Origin of the sequence: Verrucosispora sp. WMMD573, from assembly GCF_027497175.1 — a bacterium.
GTDB lineage: Bacteria > Actinomycetota > Actinomycetes > Mycobacteriales > Micromonosporaceae > Micromonospora.
In genome coordinates this window covers 3,957,072-3,979,271 of sequence record NZ_CP114901.1, presented here as the reverse complement: position 1 = coordinate 3,979,271, position 22,200 = coordinate 3,957,072, and the positions used below count along the sequence as shown (strand labels likewise).

Here is a 22,200-nt window from a genome sequence, read left to right as displayed (position 1 = left end):
GTTCATCCTTTCATCGCGCCGGACATGAAGCCGCGCACGTAGTGTCGTTGGAGCAGCAGGAACAGGACGATGCACGGAAGGGCGAGAACGACGACGCCCGCTTCGGTCGCCCCGTAGTCGACGACACCTTGGACCTGGCCGCGCAGGTTGGACACCGCGAGCGGGAGGGTCATCCGCTCGGTGTCGTTGATGAGGATCAGCGGCGCCATGAAGTCGTTCCACGCGGCGAGGAACGCGAACAGCCCGACGGTGATCAGGCCCGGCTTCACCGCCGGCAGCAGCACTCGCCAGAGTGCGCTGAACGACGAGCATCCGTCGACCAGCGCGGCCTCGTCGAGTTCACGGGGCACCGCTTCGAAGGAGATGCGCATCAGGAAGGTGGAGAACGGCAGCTGGAACATCGTGAGCACGAGGGCGACGCCGACCAGCGAGTTCTGCAACCCGACCTGGTTGAGCAGCACGTAGAGCGGGATGAGCAGCGTCGCGTACGGCACCATCAGGATGGCGAGCGTGACCAGGAACAGGATGTTCCGGCCCGGGAAACGGAACCGCGCGAAGGCGTAACCGCCGAGCAGTGAGATCAGCAGCGTCAGGGCAACCGTGAGCAGCGAGACGAACGCCGAGTTCGCGAGGTAACGCCAGACACCGGCCTGGTAGCCGGCCAGGGTCCGGTAGTTGCCGAGCCCCCAACCGTCCACCTGGTTCGTGCCGGCCTGCGGGGCGACCGAGGCGACCGCCGTCCAGACCAGCGGAGCCAGGAAGATGAGCCCCACCGCCGCGGTGAACACCCAGTACGGCGTACGCAGCGCGATGCCGGCGACGGTGACACCGCCGGGCCGGGCCGACCGGGCCGGCGTCGCCGTGGATGGCGGCCGGCCCTCGCCGGCGGTGGTCGAACTGGAACGGGAAACGACGACCATCGGCGTCAACTCTCCTCGGACCGGAACGCGCGCAGTTGCAACGCGTTGATCAGGACCAGGGCCAGCAACACGATCACAGAGAGGGCCGCCGCCACGCCGAGGTCGTTCTGCCCCTGGAACGCCACCATGTAGATGAGCTGGACGACGGTGATCGTGCTGTTGTCCGGGCCCCCCTTGGTGAGGATGTAGAACTGCTCGAAGGCGAGCAGTGAGCCGGTCACGCAGAGCACGGTCGTCAGTGCCAGCGTCGGGCGCAGCAACGGCAGGGTGATCTTCCAGAACGTCTGCCACCGGCCGGCGCCGTCGGAGCGGGCCGCCTCGTACACGTCCGCCGGTATGCCCTGTAGGCCGACCAGCATGAGCACCATGTAGAAGCCGGCGTAGCGCCACACGATGAGGAAGGTGGTCGAGAACAGCGCCGCGTTCGGGGAACCGAGGAAGGTGAAGCCCAACTGGTCCATCACCGGCGCCAGCGGGCTCGCGTACGGCGAGTAGAGCACGTAGAACAGCAACGACGCCGAGGCCAGGCCGAGCGCGCTGGGGATCAGGAACGACGCCCGCAGGAGGTTGTTCCACCGGCTCGACTCCTGCACCAGCAGGGCCAGTCCCAACCCGAGCGCCAGCAGCAGCACGGTCGCCAACGCGGTGTACTTGACGGTGAACACCACCGAGTCGGTGAAGAACCGGTGGTTGATCGCCTTGACGAAGTTGTCGGGTGCGTTGATGCCCTGGTCGCCGGTGAGCAGTGGCCACCGTGAGACCGACATCCTGACGACCAGCAGCAGCGGGACCGCGAACAGCGCGATGACGAACACCGCTGTCGGTGTCGCGTAGAACCAGCCGAGCAGGGCCCGGCGGCCACGCGGCCGCGTACGGCGCCGCATCGCCGCACTGGGCGGGCGAGACGGTGCGGTGACTTGCATCAGAACGGACCTCTCCTCGATTCGGCCGTGGGCAGTCGTTGACCCGCCCGCTTCATGTCCGCACCGCCGGCGGTGCCGAACTGGACGTGCGTGGGTCGGCACCGCCGGCGGCTGGTGGTTACTGCTTGAGCACGGCGGTGATGTCGCCGTTGTCCTTCTGTAGGTCGCCGCTGCCGTTGAGCACCTGGTTGCGCACGAGCGTGAGCCAGGGGCTGTTGGGCGCGTTGAACGCCTGCTGGAAGTTCAGCGCGACAGGCGTGTCACCCTGGCCGGCCACCTCGTTGATGGTGACCAGCCGCGAGTCCTCGGCGGCGTACCTGTTGTCTGCGAGATCGGCGCGGGAGACCACGTCCTTGTTCTTCGCCAGCACCTCGACCTGGGCCTGTTCGGACATCATCCAGCTCAGGAAGTTCCAGGCCTGCGCCGCTTTCTTCGAGTCCTTGGAGACACCGATGCCGTCCCCGCCGACGAAGGTGGAGGCGCCGCCGTCGGGGCCGGGGATACCGGCGACACCGACGTCGAACGGCGTCGAGGAGAGCAGGGTCGCCGGGTAGAACATCAGCCCGACCTTGCCCTCGGTGAAGGCGGCGGTCCACGTCGGTCCCGTCTCGCCGGCCGAGGCGGGCAGTACGGCGCCGGAGCGCCACAGGTCGTGCCAGGTGCGGTAGACCTGCTGGGCGGTGTCGTCGGCGAGCTTGGACTCGGTGCCGTCCTCGCTGAGCACCTGGCCGCCGCCGGCCCAGATGGACGGGAACCAGGTGAACACCAGGCAGCCGCCGCAGTTCAGACCGGCTGCCGTGCCGTAGACGCCTTCCTTCTTCAACGCCTGGATCGCCTTGGCCGCGGCCGCGTACTCCTCCAGGTTGGCCGGCGCCTTCTCCGGATCCAGCCCCGCGTCGGTGAACAGCTGCTTGTTCCAGAACAGCATCGACAGGTCGAGCACGAAGGGCAGCACGTGCGCCTTGCCGTCGACCGTGCCGGCAGAGAGGTGCCCCTTGTTGATGGAGTCCTTGAAGCTGAGGCCGCCGATGTTGGTGCTGAGGTCCTGGAACAGGCCCTGGTTGACCCAGTTCGGCACGTAGACGATGTCCGCGGCGAAGAGGTCGGGCAGGCTGCCCGAGCCGGCTGCCGCACCGACCTTCGCCACGTAGTCGTCGTTCGGCACGACGGTGAGATTCACCTGGTTCTGGTGGCTGGCGTTGTAGGCGTCGACCAGCAGCTTCGCCTGCTTCTCCAGCGGAGCACGGGTCCACAGGGTGAGTTCGCTGCCGTCGTCCACGCCGTCGGGCCCGGCCTCGGCGGCGCTCGGGCCGCTCGGTTCGTCGCTGCCGCACGCGGCCGCGCCGACGACCAGCGCCGCCACGAGGACGCCGGCCAGCGAGCGCAGGGCAGTCCGCCTGCCCAGGGTTCTCCTCATGATCTCTCTCCTCGGGTTATCCGGTCTGTCGGCCGGTCGCGGGGCGAAATCCATCCACTCGGGACGGTCTTCGGCGGCACCACCTCGGTGTTGAATGCCAGCCACGTCGCCATCCCGTCTCCGCCTTCCGCCGGATCCGGCGCGGCTCGTGGATCAGGTCATCCAGCCGCCACCGGGGTGATGGGTGTCACGTTCCGCCGCTAGCGTGTCCGACGAAAACGCTTTCGGCAAGATGTCGTACGGGTAAAACCCGAGAACTACTCGGTGCGCCGCCAGCTTCCCCTGTACCCGCCCTGCGCAGTACGCTTGCTCAGAATCGAGGGCGGCCGGGCACCTGCCCGCCGGCCTGAAAAGCTTGCGAAGGCATTTCGGTTGTTGGACCGGTCCGGCCACCTCCGGTCGAGGCTGGCCGATGGCGGCGACGCGCTCGGCGGAGCCACCGGCCGCCAGGGTCGGGGGCCGCGACGGCAGGCGGCGGACGGGACCGCAGGGCCCGTCCGCCGCTGTGCACTCCGGACATACCGTCGTTCAGCCGCTGGCCCTGACCTCCAGCAGCCCCACCGACGCGGTGCCCGCCTGCAACACCACCCGGAGCCTCGACGTGCTCACGGCCGGGAAGGTGACCTGGTTGTACCGGTTGAGCCCGAGCGGATATCCGCTGGCCCCGGGGATGTCGGCGTACCCGCTCCCGTTCCAGTACTGCAACCGCCACGACGCCGGCAACCGCACCCCGCCGTTGTCGTCGAAGAAGTACACCTCGGCCGCCCGCACCGTCTGCGCCGTCGACCAGGTCAGCTCAGCCCACTGCTCTCCGGCGTTCGGCCAGGTCCCCCACCGGGGATTGACCGTGTCGTTGGACGCCGGCGGGTCGATGCCGTCGTTTATCGCCGCCACCGTCTCCCAGGGAGAGGTGTACGACGCCGTGGGCGTCGCCGAGCCGGCCAAGTTTCCCGCAGGCGGCGGGGTACCGCCCCGGCCGTAGAGCTTGACCTCGGTGAGGCCGGTGCGGAACCCGGAGGCATGGGTCAGCTGCACCCGGATCCGCGAGGTGCTGACCGGGGTGAATCGGGCGCGGTTGAGGTTGGCCCGGGGCGACGCCGGGGTCTTCGCCTGGTTCGCGGCGTTGACCCAGGAACTGCCGTTCCAGTACTGCACGTTGTAGGACGCCGGCGCCCGGTACCGGTTGCCGGCGCGGTCGTCGCGGAAGTGCAGCCACGCGTCGTCGACCGTCCGGGACTGACCGAGGTTGATCTCGTACCAGTCGGTGGCATTCGACGACCCGGAACTTCCCCAGATCGGCGCGTTTGTGGGGAATCCGTCCACGGCCGCGCCGGTGGACGTGCCGGACGCGGTGTACGACGCCGACGTCGCCGCGCCCTGGGCGAGGTTCGGTGTGGTCGAGGTCAGGTCGACGCCGGCCTTGGCGAACATGTCCACCATGCGGGCGGACGTGTGGTTGACGTTCTGCGGCAGTTGCAGGCCGGCGAACGCGGCGCTGAACGTGGTCGTGCCGCCGGCCGGCAGGGTGACCGCGCCGGTGGCCGGGTTGTACTGCACCCGGGTGAGCCGGTCGACGGTCGCCACCCGGGTTCCGTTGAGGAAGATCGAGTAGCCCTGCGGGACGCCCGGGTACCGGCTCACCCCGTCGGCCGGGTCGTCCCAGACCACACTGAGATTCGCGTTGCGGTAGCGCAGGTTGTTGACCGCGAAGTGCGACCACCCGATGTCGATCGGCCACAGCTCGATCGTGTTGTCGGTGCGTGGCCGCAGCCCGGCGACGTCCTCGACCACGGTCCAGTTGCTGCTGCCCAGGATGTTGTGGTGGATCCAGGAGCGATAGGTGATCGACGAGCCGTTCCAGTTGGACCAGAACTCGTTGGCGTCAGGCCACTGGGTGTTGCCGTTGACGTACTGGGCCCAGACGTTCCAGTAGAGCAGCTTCTTGTAGTGCTCGGCGGTCATCCACTGGTTCGGGTAGTTGCGCAGCACCGAGGAGTAGAGCCGGAACTGCACGGTCGAGTTGATGGTGGAGAAGTTGTTGCTGCCGGGGTTGCCGGCGGCGGCAGCGGCGGCCTTGTCCCGCTGGTTGGCGGTGTAGAACGGGAAGATCGGGTACTCGGCCGGGTCGTCGAAGAGCCGCAGCGCCTCACGGTAGGTGGCGGTGTTCGGCATCAGGCCGACGGAGTACGGATAGTAGTTGTTGATCTCCTTCCAGGGCACGTGGGTGTTGGTGCTGACGTGCCGGTGCTCCAGCAGCCGCCGGCTCGGGTTCCACAACACGTCGACGATGCCGTCGCGGATCCGGTTGGCCAGGGTCTGCATCTCGTTGGCCTTGGCCGAGTTGCCCAGCACCGTGTACGCCTGCGCGGCGGCCAGCGCGTTGCTGTAGACGTACGCCCCCTCGGCACGGTCGAGGTTGCCGGAGCGCCAGTGGAACGACACCGCATCGGCGTCGTTGCCCGTCATCGCACCCCAGTTGTACTCGATCACCCCGTTGTTGTTGGTGTCGTAGGTGGCGAGCTGCCCCTTGACGTCCATCTCGGCGTACCGGGCGAAGTTGTGCAACATCGCCGGCTGGCCTCCGTGTAGCTGGTACGCCCGCCAGGCGGCCTCGGAGAGGTACTGCGTGTAGCTGTTGGACCAGTTCTCCGGATCGCCGGGGTTGTCCATGAACCGGCCGTTGGCCGACGACTGCCCGACCGACAGCCACGGCCCGTACGAGTAGATCGGGTTGCGCAGGTACTTCAGGTCGTCGACGTGCATCGGCTGGGTCAGCACGATGGCGTTGTTGTACCCGGTGACTCCCTCGATCGAGGTCGGGAACTGGAAGTCCTGGCCGGGGATGTCGACGTCGAGATAGTTGAAGCGCATCAGCCACCAGCGGTAGTAGATGTTCTTCTTGATCGCCGGGTCCGGCACGTCGATGTAGGGCACGTTCTCCGCCCACCAGCGGTTGTACTCGCGTACGTGGGTGGCGAAGGCGCTGGCCGGGGTGGCGTTGCGATAGCTGGTGTACTCGGTAAGCGACTCGGGGATCTCGTCGGTGACGACGCCCAACTGCACCTTGGTGGTGACGCTCTGGCCGGCGCCGAGGGTAACCGAGCGGTTCAGGCCGCCACTGCTGACGGTGAACCCGTCGGCGGAGAGCCGGGGCCGGATGGTGGTGAGGTTGTTCTTCACCTGCCGGCTGCCGGTCAGCTCACTGCCGCTGCCGGAGGTGGCGTACGGCGAGGTGACCCGCAGTTGCACCGTACTGCTGGCCGAGCCGGTGTTGGTGACGGTCAGGTTGGTCACCGCGACGTTCTGGTGGGTGATGAACTTGGTGACCTCGACGCGCAGCGAGCCGCCGGTGTGCACGCTACGCCAGTGGCTGGGTGCCTGCCAGCGCTGTGCCACCTGCTCGGTGAGGGTGCCTGAGCCGACCGTGACGGTGTAGGCGCCCTGGCTGCTGATGTTGTCCCAGTAGGCCGTGTTGCCGCCGAAGCCGATCACCGAGGGGTTGTGGGTGTACATGAACAGGCCGCGGCCCCGCGTCATCAGCCAGGTGCCGGCCGGGTCGTTGCCGGGCCGGGCGAGCAGCCGGTCCATCCAGAAGTTGGTGCCGGCGCTCTCGGCGTCGTAGATGGCCTGCATGGTGTTGCCGGTCGAGTAGCCGACTGGCGGGGCCGGCACGGCCGGGCCGGAGAAGGTGGGGTAACCGATGGTCTGGGCCGCGTGCGCCGGCCCGCCGGTGGTGGCGGCCAGGCTGCCCGCCACCAGGGTGGTCGTGACGAGCGCGGCCAGTGCCGCGCGCAGGGGTTGGATTCCGCTCATGATTGGAACGCCATCCATTCCAGGACTCCGGTGGAGTATCCGCTACGGGAGGTGATGCTCAGTCGCAGCCGGGTCGTGCTGACCGGGCTGAAGGTGGTGACGTTGTAGGTGTCGCCGGCCACCCCGCAGGCCGACTGGTTGGGCACCGGCACGTACCCGCTGCCGTTCCAGTACTGCACCTGGCAGGAGGCGGGCAGGTCGATGCCCTGGTTGTCGTCAAACCAGTAGGTGGCCGTGCGATTGGTGTTCTGCGCGGTCGACCAGCGGTACTCGATCCACTGGGTGCCCTGCTGCGGCCAGTTGCCGTAGGCCAGGTTGCTGCGGTCGGCGGAGCTGCTCGGCACTCCACCGTTGTTGATCGCGGCCAGGCTCTCCCACGCGGAGACGTGCGAGGTGGCGGCGGTGGCGCTGGGTGCCAGGTTGGTGCCGCCCGGCGGCTGGACTCCGCCGCCGGGGTTGGGCGGCGGTCCGGTGCTGGTCTGCACCACCGGCTGGATGGTGCCGTCGGCGTTGAAGTACATCCGGTCCACCGCGACCGAGCGGCGGAAGTTGCCGCCGCCGGGGGCGTTGGCGTTGTGGTACACCATGTACCACTGGCCGTTGAGCTGGGCTACCCCGGCGTGGTTGGTGGTCGACGAGACCTGACCGAGCACGACGCCCCGGTGCGTCCACGGGCCCATCGGGTTGGTGGCGGTGGCGTAGCGCTGGCATGCGTAGCTCGACGAGGTGACGCAGCCCTGGGTGTCGTTGGCCGCGTAGATCATGTAGTAGAGGCCGTTACGCTTGAACATGAACGGGGCCTCCCAGAAGTTGGTCAGGCCCTGCGGGGTGACCACCGAGCCCACCGTGTCGATCATGTTGCTGGCCAGCCGGACGGCCCGGGCTCCCCAGTAGCCGCCCCAGTACATGTACGCCTGGCCGTCGTCGTCGACGAAGACGGTGGGGTCGATGTTCAGCGGCGAGGAGTTCGGGGTGCTGTCGCTGATCAGCGGCCCGCCCTTGGCGTCGGTGAACGGGCCGAGCGGGCTGTCGGCGACGGCGACGCCGATGTTCATCCAGCCGGGACCGTTGCCGTTGACCGAGGTGTACCAGTAGTAGCGGCCGTTTCGGTATTCGACCTCGCTGGCCCAGGCGTCGGCGCCCGCCCAGCCGAACGTGCCGATGTTCGCCCGGGCGCCGTGGTGGGTCCAGTTCGCCGCGTCGGTGGTGGAGAGCACGTGCCACTCGCGCATGACGAAGTTGTTGGTACCCACCGGCGCCTCGTCGCGGCCGGCGTAGACGTACATCGTGTTGCCCACCACGAGGGGGGCGGGATCGGCGGTGTAGATGCTGGTGATGATGGGATTGGCGGCCGAGGCGGGCGGTGCGAGAGCCAGGCTCGCGGCCAGCGCCGCAGCACACCCGGCGGCCAGGACGCGGACAACCGTTCGTCGTCGCATGGGGAACTCCTGTCGGCAGGGGATTGACTTACATCACTTCCAGCCGCCAGAGTGCGTTACGAAAACCCTTTCGACAAGATGTCGACCGTGTAAAAATTGCGGCCTCCTGGTGACGCAGCCACCTTTCCCCATAGCCCGTCTGGGCACTACGCTTCCGGTCAACATGGGCACGGCAGCGCACCCGCCGGCCGCCCTAAAAAGTTTGCGAAAGGCTTTCGGTGGGCCGACGACGATCCCAGTCAGTGACGTTGAGCGACGTGGCGACCCGCGCCGGGGTCTCCGTGGCCACCGCGTCGAAGGCGCTGAACAGCCGGGCCGAGGTCGCCCCGGCCACCAGGGAACGGGTCCTGCGGGCCGCCGCCGAGCTCTCCTTCCAGCCCAACGTGCTGGCTCGCGGCCTGATCTCCGGGCGCACCCGGACGGTCGGGCTGCTCACCGACGAACTCGGTGGCCGCTTCGCCATACCCATCCTGCTCGGCGCCGAGAACGCCCTCGGCAACGGGCAGATGTCCGTGCTGCTCTGCGACGCGCGCGGCGACGCGATCCGCCGGCAGCACTACATTCGCACCCTGCTGGCCCGCCAGGTCGACGGGTTCATCGTGGTCGGCGACAGCAACGACCTGCGTCCGTCGCTGACCCGGGACATCCCGGTTCCGGTGGTATACGCCTACGCCGAGTCAACCGACCCGTGCGACCTGTCCATCGTCGCCGACGACGAGGGCGGCGCGAGACTCGCCGCCGAGCACCTGGTGTCGCACGGCCGGCGCAGGATCGGGCACATCACCGGACCGGACACCTACCGCGCGGCACGCGACCGGGTCGCCGGCCTGCGAACGGTGCTCACCGAGGCCGGGCTCACCCTGGCCGGCGACCCGCTCTTCGGCGAGTGGTCGCAACGCTGGGGCCGGCACGCCGCCCGGCTGCTGTTGGCCGCCCGACCGGACGTGGATGCGATCTTCTGTGGCAATGACCAGGTCGCCGCCGGTGTCGCCGACACCCTACGTGGCCTCGGCAGGCGCATCCCCGACGACGTGGCGATCGTCGGCTACGACAACTGGGAGTTCTTCGCCGCCGACTGTCGCCCGCCGCTGACCACCGTGGACCTCAACCTCGAACAACTCGGCGCCGCAGCGGTCAACCACCTCTTCGCCGCCCTGGACGGCAACCCCGCCGCGGGCGTCATCCGGCAGCCGGGCCGCCTCGTGGTTCGCGAGTCCACCGGGCCCGCGCGGCATAAGTGAGAGACCGTCGTACCACGTGGCGTCACCGACGGTCGAGCACACCGGACGGCGTGCGCCGGGTCGCCGGTCGCACGTCCACCCCGCGGTTGTCGGGCGCGGCCGCTGTGCTCTGCCGAACAACGAGTTCAGGCACCAGCAAGCAGCAGCCCGCCGCTTCGCCGGGCCAGGCCGTCGCCCCTCCTCGGACAACGCCCGCCGAAAAGGGTTTCGGCAACGCCTGCCAGCAGAGTACCGCCAGCCCGGCAGAGACAACAGAACGCTCATGACCGACGAGCAGAGCACGACCGGGCATTGAGAGAGATCTTCCGGCCAGCCCGCCACCCTCACGCACGAAAACCATTTCGGCAAGCGGTACGCACGAGTTGCCGCGAAGGTTGCAAAAATCCCGGGGGCGGGGGCGGGCCGCCACGGGGGCGGTTTAGTTTGTATGGACGCCAATCTATATCGCTTTGGTGGTCGCTGCGCCGACCGCCGGGCCCGACCCGTGGAGGACCATCGATGAGATCGTCAAGAACAGGCACCCGGATCGCGGTGGCGTTGATCGCCACGCTGGCCACCACCGGCGGCGCGGCGCTCGCGGTGACCGGTGCGCAGGCGGCCGCGCCGGGCTGCCGGGTCGACTACCGGATCACCAACCAGTGGTCAGGCGGCTTCGGCACCGACGTCACCGTCACCAATCTCGGCGACCCACTCGACGGCTGGACGCTGACCTGGACGTACACCGCCGGACAACGGATCAGTCAGGCGTGGAACGCCACCGTCACCCAGACCGACGGCCGGGTCACCGCCACCAACGTCAGCTACAACGGAGCCCTGGGCACCGGAGCCGGCACCTCCTTCGGCTTCAACGCCTCGTGGACTGGCAGCAACCCGGCACCGGCCTCGTTCGCCCTCAACGGGGTGACCTGCACCGGCGCGCCGGGCACACCGGCGCCGACGACGCCCGCACCCACCACGCCCCCGCCGACCAGCCCGCCGCCGAATCCGACCACACCACCGCCGACCAGTGGCTGGAACCCGCCGGCCCACCTGGTCACCCCCCTCAACCAGGTCTGGCAGCACGTCGAACAGACCTACAACAACGGCAACCCCTACAGCTTCCGCAACTACGGCTGGGACCAGGTCATGGCCAACCGCGGATACCTCAACTTCTGCGTCCGGTGGGACTCCAGCGCCACGGTCACGGCCGCCCAGCGCGACCAGATCCACGCCACCCTCGCCCGCCAGTACAAAAAGTGGATGGACGTGATGGCCGGCCACAACGCCTGGCCGTACCGAGAGGTGCCGATCCGGGTGGTCGGCTGGGCCGTACGCAACCGCAGCCAGTTGCAGTGGACGGACAACTCCGTCGACATCTACGTCAACAACATCCGGGAGAACGCCCCGCAGTGCGCCCCCGAATGCGGCCGCTTCTTCAACCAGAACGGCCAGTACCCGAACTGCCCTGGTGGAGCCGCCCGACACTACGACCAGTCACTCTGGCTGACCGACGGCTTCGGTGGCGGCGCCGGCGGCGACTGGGGCCAACGCATGGGCCGCGAATATTACATGAACAACCTCAACGCCGAGAACATGACGATCCTGCTGCACGAGATCGGCCATACCTTCGGCCTCGACGACTTCTACGACTGGACCCCGAGCGGCGTCGGCGGCTTCATCATGAAGGCCGGCAGCGCCAGCTCCATCACCGAGTTCGACGCCTGGATGCTCCGCGACTGGTGGCGCCACCTCAAGAGCCGCTACGGCTACTGAACCGGATGGGCCCGGTGACCCGCCGGGCCACCCCGCGACCGGACCGACCGCAGGAGTATGAGCCACGCTGACAGGTGGCCGTGCTTGCGCCGAGGAAGGGCGGACACGGCCACCCACGTGGTGCAGCCCTTGTAGCGCGCACCCACCACACCGCCACCCGGCAACCCCACCTGGGGCACCGCACTGCCGCCCGCGGGAGCGCAGACCAGCCGGGCGTACGACCTGATCGCCACCGCCAACGAGAAGGGCTACCTGCCCCGCTCCGGCGAGTGTTCGGTCGAGATCCACGCCCGGTACTGGACGTACGGTCCGGACGGCAAGGTCTACCCGACCTGGCACCCGCCGCGCGGCACCCGCCGCGCGACCCCAGCGGTTGCAACTTGTTCTACGTGGTCAACCCGTCGCGCTACTACGACCCGTCCAAACCGAACAACCTAGGCCGCATCGTGGACCTGTGCTACACGAACCTCGCCGGTGGTGACTACTGCGACCAGGCCCGCCAGGCCGGCCAGAACCTCGCCTGGGACGACCCACGCTCGCCATTCAAGGGCACCCTGCGAGAATTCCGACCCGGCACCTTCCAGGTGCAAAACAGCGGCCCGACCACCGTCTACACCGACGTGCACGGCCGAAACGCCTCCAGCACACCATTCACCGGCTCCATCAAGCAGTACTTCTCCGGCAACCAAGGCAGCTCCATGTACGTCCGGGGTGCCACCAGGGACTGGTCCGCCAGCGGAGTACACGCCCCGAACTGACAACCAGCAACCATGACCCGGGCCCGCGACGGAACTCCCGTCGCGGGCCCGGACCGCGCCAGCGGGCAGCGGCACCGGCGGTACGAGAAGCCCGGTTGTCACCATTTGACGGCCGCCTGCGCCAGCGAATCGATGTGGCAGGCCGTTCGGGCGGGTAGTGCCAAACATCGACCCAAGGTACGCGCGACGAGGCCGGCACTCACCACGACCAACCGGTTCGCCCTCATGCACCGGCTCAACGCGATGAAACGGGGCGGAGACCCGGGAGCGGAAGATCGGCGAATTCATCGCCATGCTGGCCCGGCACGACACGATTCACCCGCAGAAGGCGAAGCCGCCGCAGTCTCGTGAGGCGTGCGGCACGATCCCGGTTCCTTCGCACTGCCGCGCTGCCCGTATCTCCTCGACTCGACGAGCTGCTGCTCAGAATCCTGCAACAAACCTGCACATCGCGGGGCTTGTCTTCTGGGCAAGCGCTTTCCTAGCCTGACATTACATCGATGTTTCGCTCTATAGCCAGGCTGATGACATGAACATGTAGCCACTCTGCGGTGTCGGGCTGCCCAGGAGACGCCTCGCACCGTGCTCACTTCCGAGGAGACGAACAGTGAGAACTACAGTGCGACAAAGGCTGCTCGCCGGCGGCACCGCCGTGGCCGCCGCAGCCGCCCTTGCCTCGGCGCTGCCGGTGTCCCAAGCGTCCGGCTCAGCTGACGCTATCGCCGCCGCGCCGATAAGCGCCAGCGCGACGAACCTCAGTCTCGGGGCCGGCTCCGACGGCTCCAGCAAGGCCAGCGGCACCAGCTACGGCAATGTGATCGACGGCGACATGGGCAGCTACTGGTCACCGACCGGCACGACCGGTCGCATCTCCGTCAAGTGGGGCACCGCCACCACTGTGGCGTCGGTGAACATCCGGGAGGCCGCCGGCGCGGTAGGTGTCGTCGGCTCCTGGCGACTCGTCAACAACGACACCGGCGCCACCCTGGCCAGCGGTACCGGGGCCGGAGTCATCAACTTCCCCGCCACCTCACTGAGAAAAATCAACTTCGAGATCACCGGCGCGAGCGGCACGCCGAGGATCGCCGAGTTCGAGACGTACGCCTCCGGTGCGACGCCCGGGCCGACGACCCCGCCGCCGACGACCGGGCCGACCACCCCGCCACCGAGCACGCCCCCACCGACCAGCCCGCCCCCGCCGTCGAGCGGCACGGTGTACGTGGCGCCGACCGGCACCGACAGCGCGGCCGGCACGCTTGCGAACCCGACGACGCTCACTTCCGCGATCACCCGGATTCCCGCAGGCGGGACGATCCTCCTGCGCGGCGGCACCTACCGCTACTCGCAGACCATCACCATCGCTCAGGGCAACAACGGCACGTCGAGCGCACGCAAGAACATCTTCGCGTACGCGGGTGAGACCCCGATCCTGAACTTTTCGGCGCAGAGCGAGGACCCGGCCAACCGGGGCCTGGCGGTGGGCGGATCGTACTGGCACATCCGCGGCATCATCGTCGAGCGGGCCGGCGACAACGGCATCCTGCTGGCCGGCAACAACAACATCATCGAACGTACGATCACCCGCCACAACCGGGACTCGGGGCTGCAACTCTCGCGGCTGGTCGCCAACGCGCCCCGCGACCAGTGGCCCGCCAACAACCTCGTGGTGAGCACGGTGTCGCACGACAACGTCGACTCCGACGGCGAGGACGCCGACGGTTTCGCCCCGAAGCTCACCGTCGGCCCCGGCAACGTCTTCCGTTACACGGTGGCCCACAACAACATCGACGACGGCTACGACCTCTACACCAAGAGCGACACCGGCGCCATCGGCGCGGTGACCATCGAATCCTCCCTCGCCTACAACAACGGCACCCTGAGCAACGGCGGCCAGGCCGGCAACGGCGACCGCAACGGATTCAAGCTCGGCGGCGAGGACATCGCGGTGAACCACACCATCCGCGGCAACATCGCCTACAACAACGGCAAGCACGGGTTCACCTACAACCGCAACCCCGGCACGATGACGGTGTCGAACAACGCCAACATCGGCAACGCCGAGCGCAACTTCAACTTCGACGGCGGCTCCTCCGTGTTCCGAAACAACACCTCGTGCAACGGCGGCTCGAACGACCGGATCATCGGCAACTCCGACAGCTCGAACCAGTTCTGGTCCGGCACCAACGGATCCCGGTGTTCCTCGTACACCGGCGCTCTGGGCTGGTCCTTCGCCTCCGACGGCCGGCTGGTCGTGACCTTCGGCGGCCGAGTGGTCACCCCGTAACGAGCGCGGCCGATGCCGGCGTCACCGCCGAGATGACGCCGGCATCGGCTCAGGTCCAACGGGTCAACGCTTGCCGCGGTACGAAACCACGGTGTCCGGGACGTCGCCGTACCGGAGCAGCCACTCGCGCTCGACATCGGTGACAGGTCTCGGCCTGCCGCCATCGACGAGCACCAGCACCTGCCGGCTGACGGCCGCCTCGGCCCCGTCACGACTGCGGCGCAGTCGGTAGGTGGCCCGGACGGACGTTCGACCGACGTGATCGACGGTGAGGCCGACATCCAGCGTGTCGTCACTGAGCGCCGCCGGCAACAGGTAATCGCACTCGACCCGGGCGACGACGAACCCGTCCTCAGTCCAGCGCACCCCCGTGTCCTGCTCCAGGCAGCGCAGCATCGTCGTACGGTGGTCTTCGCAGTAGGTCAGGTACCGAACATGGTTGACGTGGCCAAACACGTCCAGGTCGCTGAACCGGATCGGTACCGTCACCACGAACTCAGGCATCGCCGTCCTCCAACTGGGCTACGACGTGTTCGGCGATGGCAAGACTGGAGGTCGCCGCCGGCGACGGCGCGTTACGGACCAGCATGATCGGTCCGACCCGCTCGATCAGGAAGTCGTCGACGAGAGATCCATCGCGGGCGACCGCTTGAGCACGGACACCGGCCGGTGCCGGCGCCAGATCGGCTGCGGTGAGCCCGGGTAGGTAGCGCGCGGCGCGCCCGGCGAAGCGTCGGCGCGACAGCGAGCCGGCCAGTTCGTACATCCCGGTACGCCAGTGCCGCCGTGCCATCCTGGCCGTTCCCGGCCACACCGCCATCCGTGCCAGGTCAGGAAGGCTGACATCACGCCAGGTGTATCCCTGAGTGGACAGGGCGAGAACGGCGTTCGGTCCGACCAGCACCTCGTCGTCGACATGGCGGGTCAGATGAATACCGAGGAACGGGTAGCGCGGATCCGGCACCGGATACACCAGCCCTCGCACACGGTCACGCAGACCAGCCCGCAACAGGTAGTACTCGCCACGGAACGGGATGATGCGGGCGTCGCCGCGGCCACGCACCATCGCCGCCACCGCGTCACCGGAGAGACCGGCGCACACCACGAGCCGGCCCACGAGATACCGTTCCTGACCTGCCGACACCTCGATATGCCCGACCCCCGGTCTGATGCGGTGTACCTCGGTGGACGTCAGCACTCGACCGCCGAGCCGCCGTACGTCTGCGGCGAGACGCTCGCAGACCGCGGCGAAGTCCACCACCGCGGTACGGGGTGAGTGCAGTGCGGCGATGCCGGCCACCGCCGGCTCGCGATCGGCGATGCCGGCGCGGTCGAGCCGCGCCAGGTCCGGCACGCCGTTGCTCCGCGCCCGGTCCTCGATCCGGTCCAACGCCGGCAGTTCCGCGCGGTCCAGGGCCACCACGAGCTTGCCGAGTTCCCGGTAGGGCAGCGTGTGCTCGGCGCAGTACTCCCGCAGCAGGCCCGCGCCTCGGCGACAGAGGTGAGCCTTCAGGGAGCCGGGCTGGTAGTAGAGGCCAGCGTGCACCACGCCACTGTTGTGGCCGGTCTGGTGTGCGGCGAGTCGGTCCTCCTTCTCGAAGACCGTGACGCTGGTGCCGGGCCGGCGCAGCAGCAGTTCCCGTGCGACCGCCAGCCCGAGGATGCCGCCGCCGACAACTCCGACGGTCTGCTTCCTGCTACTCATGCGGCCAGCCACCCTCCGTCTACGGCAATCATCTGACCGGTGACGTACGTTGACGCCTCAGCGAGAAGAAAGACCACGGCGCCACCGAGTTCCTGCGGCGTGCCAAGGCGGCGCATGGGGATCCGCGACCTGATCCACGTGTGCCGTTCCTGGTCGTCGAGCAGGTCGGCGGTGAGCGCCGTCCGGAAGTAGCCAGGAGCCAGGCAGTTCACCCGTACCCCGTCGGCCGCCCACTCGGCCGCCAGCGAGCGGGTGAGGCCCAGGACGCCGCTCTTGCTCGCCGCGTACGCCGCGACGTCGCGCAGGCCGATGGCGCTGGCCAGGGAGCCGATGAAGACGTGGCTGCCGCCCGCGGAGCGGGCGCGTTGGGCGCGGTACAGCGACGTGCTGAGGAAGAACGGCGTGTCCAGGTTGACCGCGAGGACCCGCCGCCACTCCTCGGGCCGGAAGTGGGCCGCCGGTGACCGGCTCTGCACACCCGCGGCGTGGACAACCCCGTGCACCGGCCCGGCCAGCCGCTCGGCCTCGGCCACCAACGCATCCGCGTGACCGGCCTGGTCGGCATCGGCCAACAGGTCCCAACGCAGCGGCACCACCCTCGGGCCGCCGGCCAGGGCCGTCTCCTCAAGCTCCACGGCCGAGCGGGCGACGGCCACCACGCGGGCACCCGCGCCAGCCGCCGCCAGCACCATCGCCCGACCGAGGCCACGCCCGCCGCCGGTCACCAGCACGGTACGGCCGGTCAGATCGAATGGCGAGGTCACCACGCGAACCGCACCGCACAGGTCTTGACGCGCGAGTAGAAGTGCAGGGCCTCGGTGCCCTGCTCCTTGAACGGAGATCCCGATGCCTTGAATCCGCCGAACGGGTGGTGCACGTCCCAACCCGACGTGGGCAGGTTGACTGCCACCTGACCGGTGTCGGCGCGGTCGAGGAAGAGGTTTGCGTGGGACAGGTCGCGCGTGAACAGCGCCGCCGCCAGCCCGAACTCCGAGTCGTTGACCGCGGCGACCGCCTCGTCGAAGCCGTCGACCTCCAGCAGAGCGAGCACCGGGCCGAAGACCTCCTCGCGCCAGATGTCCATGTCGGCGGTCACCCCGGTGAGGATCGTCGGCTGGACGAAGCAGCCGTGTGCCAGCCGCTCGTCGTCCGGTGCCGTACCGCCCTCCGCGACCGTCGCTCCGGCCGCGACCGCGGCGTTGACGTGGTCGAGCACCGCGACGCGGTGCCGTTCGTTGATCACAGGTCCCATCGCTGTTCCGGGCTCGCCGCCCGGCCCCAGCACGAGGGCGCGGACCCGGGTACGCAGCAACTGGAGCAGGCCGGCGCTGACCCGCCGGTCGACGATCACCCGACTTGTCGCCGTACACCTCTGGCCTGCCTGGGCGAAGGCCGCCGCCACGATGGTGTCGGCGGCGAGGGTCAGGTCGGCGTCGGCGAGCACCACCGTGGCGTTCTTGCCACCCAGTTCGGTCTGTACCCGCAGGTTTCGACCGCTTACCGAGGCGTGGATGGCGGCTCCGACCTCGTTGCTGCCGGTGAAGGTCACGGCGGCCAGTCTCGGGTCGTCCAACAGCGCGGCCGATATGTCCGCACCGCGGCCGGTGAGCACCGACAACACCTCGGCGGGCAGCCCGGCGTCCACAAGTGCGCGGGCCAGCCGCACGCTCACCAGCGGGGTGTCCGTGGCGGGCTTCAGCAGCACGGCGTTGCCGCAGGCCAACGCGGGGGCCAGTTTGCGGGCCGGGGTCAGGAGCGGGTCGTTCCACGGCGTGATGGCCAGTACGACGCCGACCGGCTCGTACCTCACGCTGGTGGTCGTGCCGGGCCGGCCGTCGTTGAGGCTGTACCCGGTCGCCGAGCGAGCCAGTCCGCCGTAGTACTCGAAGAAGTCGGCCGCCTTGGTCAGCTCGATGCTCGCCTCGGCTCCCGTCTTGCCCATCTCGCGCACCAGGTCGGCGACGATCGGGGCGCTACGGTCGCGCAGCAGACTCGCCGTCCTGAGCAGGACCGCACCCCGGTCGAGGCCCGAGGTGCGCCCCCAGGCCCGCGCGCCCCGGATGGCTGCGGCATAGGCGCTGTCGATGTCGGTAGCCGTCAGGGCCGGTACCCGCGCCACCACCTCGCGCAGGTCCGCCGGGTCGCGGACCTCCAGATCCGCGCCCTGGGTGGCACCGCGCCACTCACCGGCCACCAGCGTCTCGACGTTCCTGATCTCGGTCGCCGCGGTCGTACTCATGCGGACACCACCGTCGGCGACGAGGCCCACGCGCCGCTCAGATCTCCTTCGACCATGTGGGTCAGAAGATCTCGTACGGCGGTCTCGGTAAGCGGCACCGGGTTGTTGGGCCGCGGATAGTCACGCATGATCTCGGTGGCCATCAGCGCAACCTCCGTGGGTCGAATCCCGATTTCCGACAGGTGGCCGGGTAGTCCGAGACGGGCGGTCAGGGCGGCGACCTCCTGGGCGGCGTCCGCCAGCGTGCTACCGGCCCGGCCGGTCAGCAGCTCGGCCAGGTGTACGCCGATCTCGGCTGGCACCGCCGCGTTGTAGGCCAGGCAGTACGGCAGCGCCAGGGCGCAGCAGGTGCCGTGCGGCAACGGTGAACGCCGCGCCACCACGTAGGCCAGGCTGTGCCCCAGCACCACGCCGGCGTTGAGCGCGATCCCAGCCAGGTGCGCGGCGTAGAGCGTACGGCCGCGGGCGGCGCCGTCGCCCGCGACGGCAGGTTCGAGGTTCGCGCGCAGCATGGTGATCGCCTGGGCGCTTAGTGCCAGCGTGAAGGGCGTGCGGAGCGTCGACAACATCGACTCGATCGCGTGAGCCAGCGCGTCCATGCCGGTGGCGGCGACGACCGTGCTGGGCAGCCCGGTCACCAGTTGCTCGTCGAGCACGGCGATCGAGGGCACGAACTGGCTGCAGCTGATGACGCGCTTGACACCACCGACCGTGATCATCGCAATTCGGGATGCCTCCGAACCCGTACCGCTCGTCGTCGGCACGAGCACCAGCGGCGGCAGCGACCGCTGCGGCTCCACCACCCCCACGTGGTCGGCGGCGGCGCCCGAATTGGTCGCGAGCAGCGCCGCGACCTTGGCGGCGTCCATGGCGCTACCACCGCCGATCCCGATCACCGCTGTCACGCCCCGCTCGCGGGCCTGGGCGGCGGCGGCGTCGACAACGGCCTCGCCGGGCTCGCCGGAGACCTGGTCGAAGACGTCGGTCACGAAGTCGGCAGCATGTAGACCGGTGAGCAGGTCGGCAAGCAGACCGAGCTGGGTGACGGCGGCGTCCGCGACCACCAGTACCGGCCCGGGTGCCACACCCCTTGCCCGCAGCACCGAGCCGACCTGTCCGGACGTCCCGGGACCGGCCAGCGTCTCGCGTGGCGCGAGGTGACCATGAATTTGTGCGTGCTCGCTGATGGGCATCGTTGCCTCCTACGCCGCGCAGGGCTGCGGCTGTTCGGCTGGCTCGGTGGTGGGCACCACGAGCACCTTGACGGCTGTCTCGTCGGTGGCACTGGCGCGGATGGCGGCTCCGGTCTCGTCGAGCGGGAACCGATGCGACACCGCCGCGCGCATCGACACGCGCCCGTCGACGATCAGGCTGATCGCGCGGTGGAAGTCGCGATCCAGGTAGGCAAACGCACCGCGCAGATCGGCGTGTGCCGCCTCAACCGGAATGGGCCGGTCGGACAGGCCGAGCAGTACCAGCGGTGCCCGCTCGGCCGCACGCGCCGCGGTGGCCAGCCCGCCCGATGCACCGGACGCCTCGAAGACCGCGTCGTGGCGGCCGGTGGCCACCTCGTCCGCGGTAACGGTCCTCGCGCCGAGCACCTCGGCCGCCGCGCGCCGGACCGGCCGCGGCTCGACAACGTCGACGCTCACGCCACCGGCGATGAGCGCGCCGATCACGCACAGTCCGACGGATCCGGCACCGACCACCAGCGCCTGATCGCCGGCGGACGCCGCGGAGAGCGTGATCGCGCGGATCGCGACCGCCAGGGGCTCCGCCCAGAGCAGGTCCTCCGGATCGACGTGCTCGGGCACCGGCACGACGTCGCGGCCGATGACGGCGTCCGGCACGAGCACCTCCTCGGCGAAGCCGCCAGCCAGTCCGTAGGCGAGGCTGCGGGCCGCGCTGCGGCCGCACAGGTGCGCGTCACCTCGTGCGCAGTACCAGCATCTGCCGCAGGTCCGCAGGGGACGAACCGCGACGAGGGTCCCGGGCCCCAACTCGACCTCGGCGCCGACGGCGATCACCCGCCCGGCCATCTCGTGACCCATGACCTGGCCCGGTTTCACATAGTGACCGTGCAGGTAGCTCCCGACGTCGGAGCCGCAGACCCCGCACGCCGTCACCCGGAGCAGCACGTCCCGTGGGCCGAGTTCGGCCCGTTGCACCTCGACGATCTCCACCGCGCCTGCGGCACGGAACACCGCCTGCCGATACCCGCTCAATGCATCTCCTGACCGCCGGTCACGTTGATCGACTCTCCCGTTACGTAGGCCGCCCGTGGCGAGGCGAGGAACCGCACCATGTCGGCGATGTCGCCCGGCACCGCGAAGCGTCCGAGCGGGATCTGCCGGAGCAGCTTGGTCTTGTAGCGCTCGGGATCGATCCCGAACCGCTTGGGGTAGGTCTCGAACACGCCTCCCTTGACGTCGAGCAGCGGCGTGAGCACGGTGCCCGGGCAGACCGCGTTGACGGTGACACCGTGCGGCCCCAACTCGTGAGCAAGGCTCTGGGTGAACCCGAGGACGGCGAACTTCGCGGCCGTGTAGGCGGCCATCGAGGGTTGGCCGGTCTTGCCCGCCTGGGACGCCATGTTGATGATCCGGCCGCCGCGGCCCTGCCGGACGAGGATGCGCGCCGCGGCCCGGCTACACAGGAAGGTGCCCGTGGCCATCACGTCGAGGTTGAGTCGCCAGTCGGCCTCGCTGAGATCGACCACGTCGGTGAGACCGACCGCGAGACCCGCGTTGTTCACGGCCACGTCGAGTCGCCCGAACGTGTCGACGGCGGCGGCGAACAGCGCGTCGACCTCCGCCGCGCGCCGGACGTCACAGGGCACGGCTAGGACGTCGCCACCGGTCGTCTGCGCGAGTCCGCTGGCCGTGCGGTCGAGCATCGTCGCGGTGGCGGACTCGTAGTCGGGGTGTGAGCTCATCGGTGTGGCGAGGTCCGACACGATCACCCGGTAGCCGTCGGCCAGCAATCCGGCCGCGATCTCCCGGCCGATCCCACCCGGCCGGCCGGCACCGGTGACGACGGCTACCGGCGCCTCGTCCCTACTCATGACGCATCCCTTCCGATCAGGCCGGCGGCGAGTAGCTCCCACGCGCTCATCAGGTCCCGGCGCTGCAGCAGCCGAATCTCCCGCTGCACGATCGTCGTCGGCGTGGGCGTGGTCCGGGCGATGCCTGGCACGCCGGCGGCACCGCCACGGCGTACCGTGGCAGCAGCCCACGCGAGATCCCCGTCGAGATCGATGACCACGTCCGCGCGTCCCGGCCGTCCGCGGGCGATCCACTCGTCCCGGGACGCCTCGCCCGGCAGGACATCCGCCACGACGGTACGTACGAGGTCGCACACGGCGGCGGCGTGCCGGTGGTCCTGGGTGCGTACCTGCACCGCGCCGAGCGGCATTCCGCTGGCGAGCACCATGTCCACGACGCTGATGGCGTCGAGCAGCAGCGGCGCCGACGCGACCGGTGGCCCGTTGCGGTCGGTGCGCGCGGTGTTCGCCGAGGTGCAGTGGGCCGGATCGCCGACCCGGCATCGGGGGCACGCTCCGCACTGGGCGGAGCTGAGGGTGGCACCCTCAGCGCTCACCTGCACACGGTACGGGCCGAGCTCCTCAGTGCTCATCATCTTCTCCCAACCGACTGGTCGGTCGACCGTACTGGCCAAGCCCATGCACGGTCAATGACTAAACCCACTG

Annotated in this window: 17 protein-coding genes and 1 pseudogene; 5 read left to right on the top strand and 13 right to left on the bottom strand. The window is 69.2% G+C overall.

Translation table 11 applies throughout. The annotated features are described in order from the left end of the window. Window positions 1-2 precede the first annotated feature (2 nt). The 5 genes from O7601_RS18140 to O7601_RS18120 form a co-directional block, all read right to left on the bottom strand. Window positions 3-920, bottom strand: a complete 918-nt coding sequence (locus O7601_RS18140) for a carbohydrate ABC transporter permease (RefSeq protein WP_281562288.1) — start codon at window positions 918-920, stop codon at window positions 3-5. A 5-nt stretch (window positions 921-925) separates the two neighbouring features. Further along, window positions 926-1,804 (bottom strand): sugar ABC transporter permease, encoded by an 879-nt coding sequence (locus tag O7601_RS18135; protein WP_281562287.1) that lies wholly within the window; start codon window positions 1,802-1,804, stop codon window positions 926-928. Between the two features lie 157 nt (window positions 1,805-1,961). Further along, entirely contained in the window at window positions 1,962-3,260 is a 1,299-nt protein-coding gene (locus O7601_RS18130; protein ID WP_281562286.1) for a sugar ABC transporter substrate-binding protein, read from the bottom strand. A gap of 528 nt (window positions 3,261-3,788) precedes the next feature. Further along, window positions 3,789-7,073: a discoidin domain-containing protein gene (locus O7601_RS18125; RefSeq protein ID WP_281562285.1), complete on the bottom strand. Its 3,285-nt coding sequence runs from the start codon at window positions 7,071-7,073 to the stop codon at window positions 3,789-3,791. Then, window positions 7,070-8,512 carry a family 43 glycosylhydrolase gene (locus tag O7601_RS18120; protein WP_281562284.1) on the bottom strand — a complete coding sequence of 481 codons (1,443 nt, stop codon included), beginning with the start codon at window positions 8,510-8,512 and terminating at the stop codon, window positions 7,070-7,072. The genes O7601_RS18125 and O7601_RS18120 overlap by 4 nt, the downstream gene beginning before the upstream one ends. 218 nt (window positions 8,513-8,730) lie before the next feature. On the opposite strand from O7601_RS18120, the gene O7601_RS18115 reads away from it, so the two are divergent. From O7601_RS18115 to O7601_RS18095, 5 genes and pseudogenes are all read left to right on the top strand, one after another. Next, window positions 8,731-9,753 carry a LacI family DNA-binding transcriptional regulator gene (locus O7601_RS18115; protein WP_281562283.1) on the top strand — a complete coding sequence of 341 codons (1,023 nt, stop codon included), beginning with the start codon at window positions 8,731-8,733 and terminating at the stop codon, window positions 9,751-9,753. Window positions 9,754-10,251: 498 nt separating this feature from the next. Then, the gene (locus tag O7601_RS18110) at window positions 10,252-11,505 is read left to right on the top strand and encodes a cellulose-binding domain-containing protein (protein WP_281562282.1); all 1,254 of its coding nucleotides are present in this window, start codon (window positions 10,252-10,254) and stop codon (window positions 11,503-11,505) included. A gap of 380 nt (window positions 11,506-11,885) precedes the next feature. Beyond that, window positions 11,886-12,263: a hypothetical protein gene (locus O7601_RS18105; protein ID WP_281562281.1), complete on the top strand. Its 378-nt coding sequence runs from the start codon at window positions 11,886-11,888 to the stop codon at window positions 12,261-12,263. A 198-nt stretch (window positions 12,264-12,461) separates the two neighbouring features. Continuing rightward, window positions 12,462-12,609: pseudogene (locus tag O7601_RS18100) on the top strand (YdeI/OmpD-associated family protein); the annotation flags it as partial. A 261-nt stretch (window positions 12,610-12,870) separates the two neighbouring features. Beyond that, the gene (locus tag O7601_RS18095; RefSeq protein ID WP_281562280.1) at window positions 12,871-14,547 is read left to right on the top strand and encodes a right-handed parallel beta-helix repeat-containing protein; all 1,677 of its coding nucleotides are present in this window, start codon (window positions 12,871-12,873) and stop codon (window positions 14,545-14,547) included. A gap of 63 nt (window positions 14,548-14,610) precedes the next feature. On the opposite strand, the gene O7601_RS18090 is transcribed toward O7601_RS18095, so the two are convergent. The 8 genes from O7601_RS18090 to O7601_RS18055 are packed head-to-tail and all read right to left on the bottom strand — an operon-like array spanning window position 14,611 to window position 22,091. After that, window positions 14,611-15,051: a thioesterase family protein gene (locus O7601_RS18090; RefSeq protein ID WP_281562279.1), complete on the bottom strand. Its 441-nt coding sequence runs from the start codon at window positions 15,049-15,051 to the stop codon at window positions 14,611-14,613. After that, window positions 15,044-16,252, bottom strand: a complete 1,209-nt coding sequence (gene lhgO, locus O7601_RS18085; protein WP_269740882.1) for an L-2-hydroxyglutarate oxidase — start codon at window positions 16,250-16,252, stop codon at window positions 15,044-15,046. Before lhgO ends, O7601_RS18090 begins: the two co-directional genes overlap by 8 nt. Further along, window positions 16,249-17,016 carry an SDR family oxidoreductase gene (locus O7601_RS18080; protein ID WP_281562278.1) on the bottom strand — a complete coding sequence of 256 codons (768 nt, stop codon included), beginning with the start codon at window positions 17,014-17,016 and terminating at the stop codon, window positions 16,249-16,251. Before O7601_RS18080 ends, lhgO begins: the two co-directional genes overlap by 4 nt. Next, window positions 17,013-18,491 carry an aldehyde dehydrogenase family protein gene (locus O7601_RS18075; protein ID WP_281562277.1) on the bottom strand — a complete coding sequence of 493 codons (1,479 nt, stop codon included), beginning with the start codon at window positions 18,489-18,491 and terminating at the stop codon, window positions 17,013-17,015. The genes O7601_RS18080 and O7601_RS18075 overlap by 4 nt, the downstream gene beginning before the upstream one ends. Further along, on the bottom strand, window positions 18,488-19,684 hold the full coding sequence (locus tag O7601_RS18070) for an iron-containing alcohol dehydrogenase (protein ID WP_269740879.1): 1,197 nt from the start codon (window positions 19,682-19,684) through the stop codon (window positions 18,488-18,490). The genes O7601_RS18075 and O7601_RS18070 overlap by 4 nt, the downstream gene beginning before the upstream one ends. Window positions 19,685-19,693: 9 nt before the next feature. Next, complete coding sequence (locus O7601_RS18065) at window positions 19,694-20,716, bottom strand: alcohol dehydrogenase catalytic domain-containing protein (protein ID WP_281562276.1); 1,023 nt, start codon at window positions 20,714-20,716, stop codon at window positions 19,694-19,696. Then, window positions 20,713-21,555: an SDR family NAD(P)-dependent oxidoreductase gene (locus O7601_RS18060; protein WP_281562275.1), complete on the bottom strand. Its 843-nt coding sequence runs from the start codon at window positions 21,553-21,555 to the stop codon at window positions 20,713-20,715. Before O7601_RS18060 ends, O7601_RS18065 begins: the two co-directional genes overlap by 4 nt. Beyond that, window positions 21,552-22,091, bottom strand: coding sequence for a hypothetical protein (locus O7601_RS18055; protein WP_269740876.1), 540 nt, complete (start codon window positions 22,089-22,091; stop codon window positions 21,552-21,554). Before O7601_RS18055 ends, O7601_RS18060 begins: the two co-directional genes overlap by 4 nt. Window positions 22,092-22,200 lie beyond the last annotated feature (109 nt).

Coding starts and splice junctions, on each gene's coding strand:
- O7601_RS18140 (WP_281562288.1), bottom strand. CDS start 920: ATGGTCGTCGTTTCCCGTTCCAGTTCGACCACCGCCGGCGAGGGCCGG.
- O7601_RS18135 (WP_281562287.1), bottom strand. CDS start 1,804: ATGCGGCGCCGTACGCGGCCGCGTGGCCGCCGGGCCCTGCTCGGCTGG.
- O7601_RS18130 (WP_281562286.1), bottom strand. CDS start 3,260: ATGAGGAGAACCCTGGGCAGGCGGACTGCCCTGCGCTCGCTGGCCGGC.
- O7601_RS18125 (WP_281562285.1), bottom strand. CDS start 7,073: ATGAGCGGAATCCAACCCCTGCGCGCGGCACTGGCCGCGCTCGTCACG.
- O7601_RS18120 (WP_281562284.1), bottom strand. CDS start 8,512: ATGCGACGACGAACGGTTGTCCGCGTCCTGGCCGCCGGGTGTGCTGCG.
- O7601_RS18110 (WP_281562282.1), top strand. CDS start 10,252: ATGAGATCGTCAAGAACAGGCACCCGGATCGCGGTGGCGTTGATCGCC.
- O7601_RS18090 (WP_281562279.1), bottom strand. CDS start 15,051: ATGCCTGAGTTCGTGGTGACGGTACCGATCCGGTTCAGCGACCTGGAC.
- lhgO (WP_269740882.1), bottom strand. CDS start 16,252: ATGAGTAGCAGGAAGCAGACCGTCGGAGTTGTCGGCGGCGGCATCCTC.
- O7601_RS18075 (WP_281562277.1), bottom strand. CDS start 18,491: ATGAGTACGACCGCGGCGACCGAGATCAGGAACGTCGAGACGCTGGTG.
- O7601_RS18070 (WP_269740879.1), bottom strand. CDS start 19,684: ATGCCCATCAGCGAGCACGCACAAATTCATGGTCACCTCGCGCCACGC.
- O7601_RS18060 (WP_281562275.1), bottom strand. CDS start 21,555: ATGAGTAGGGACGAGGCGCCGGTAGCCGTCGTCACCGGTGCCGGCCGG.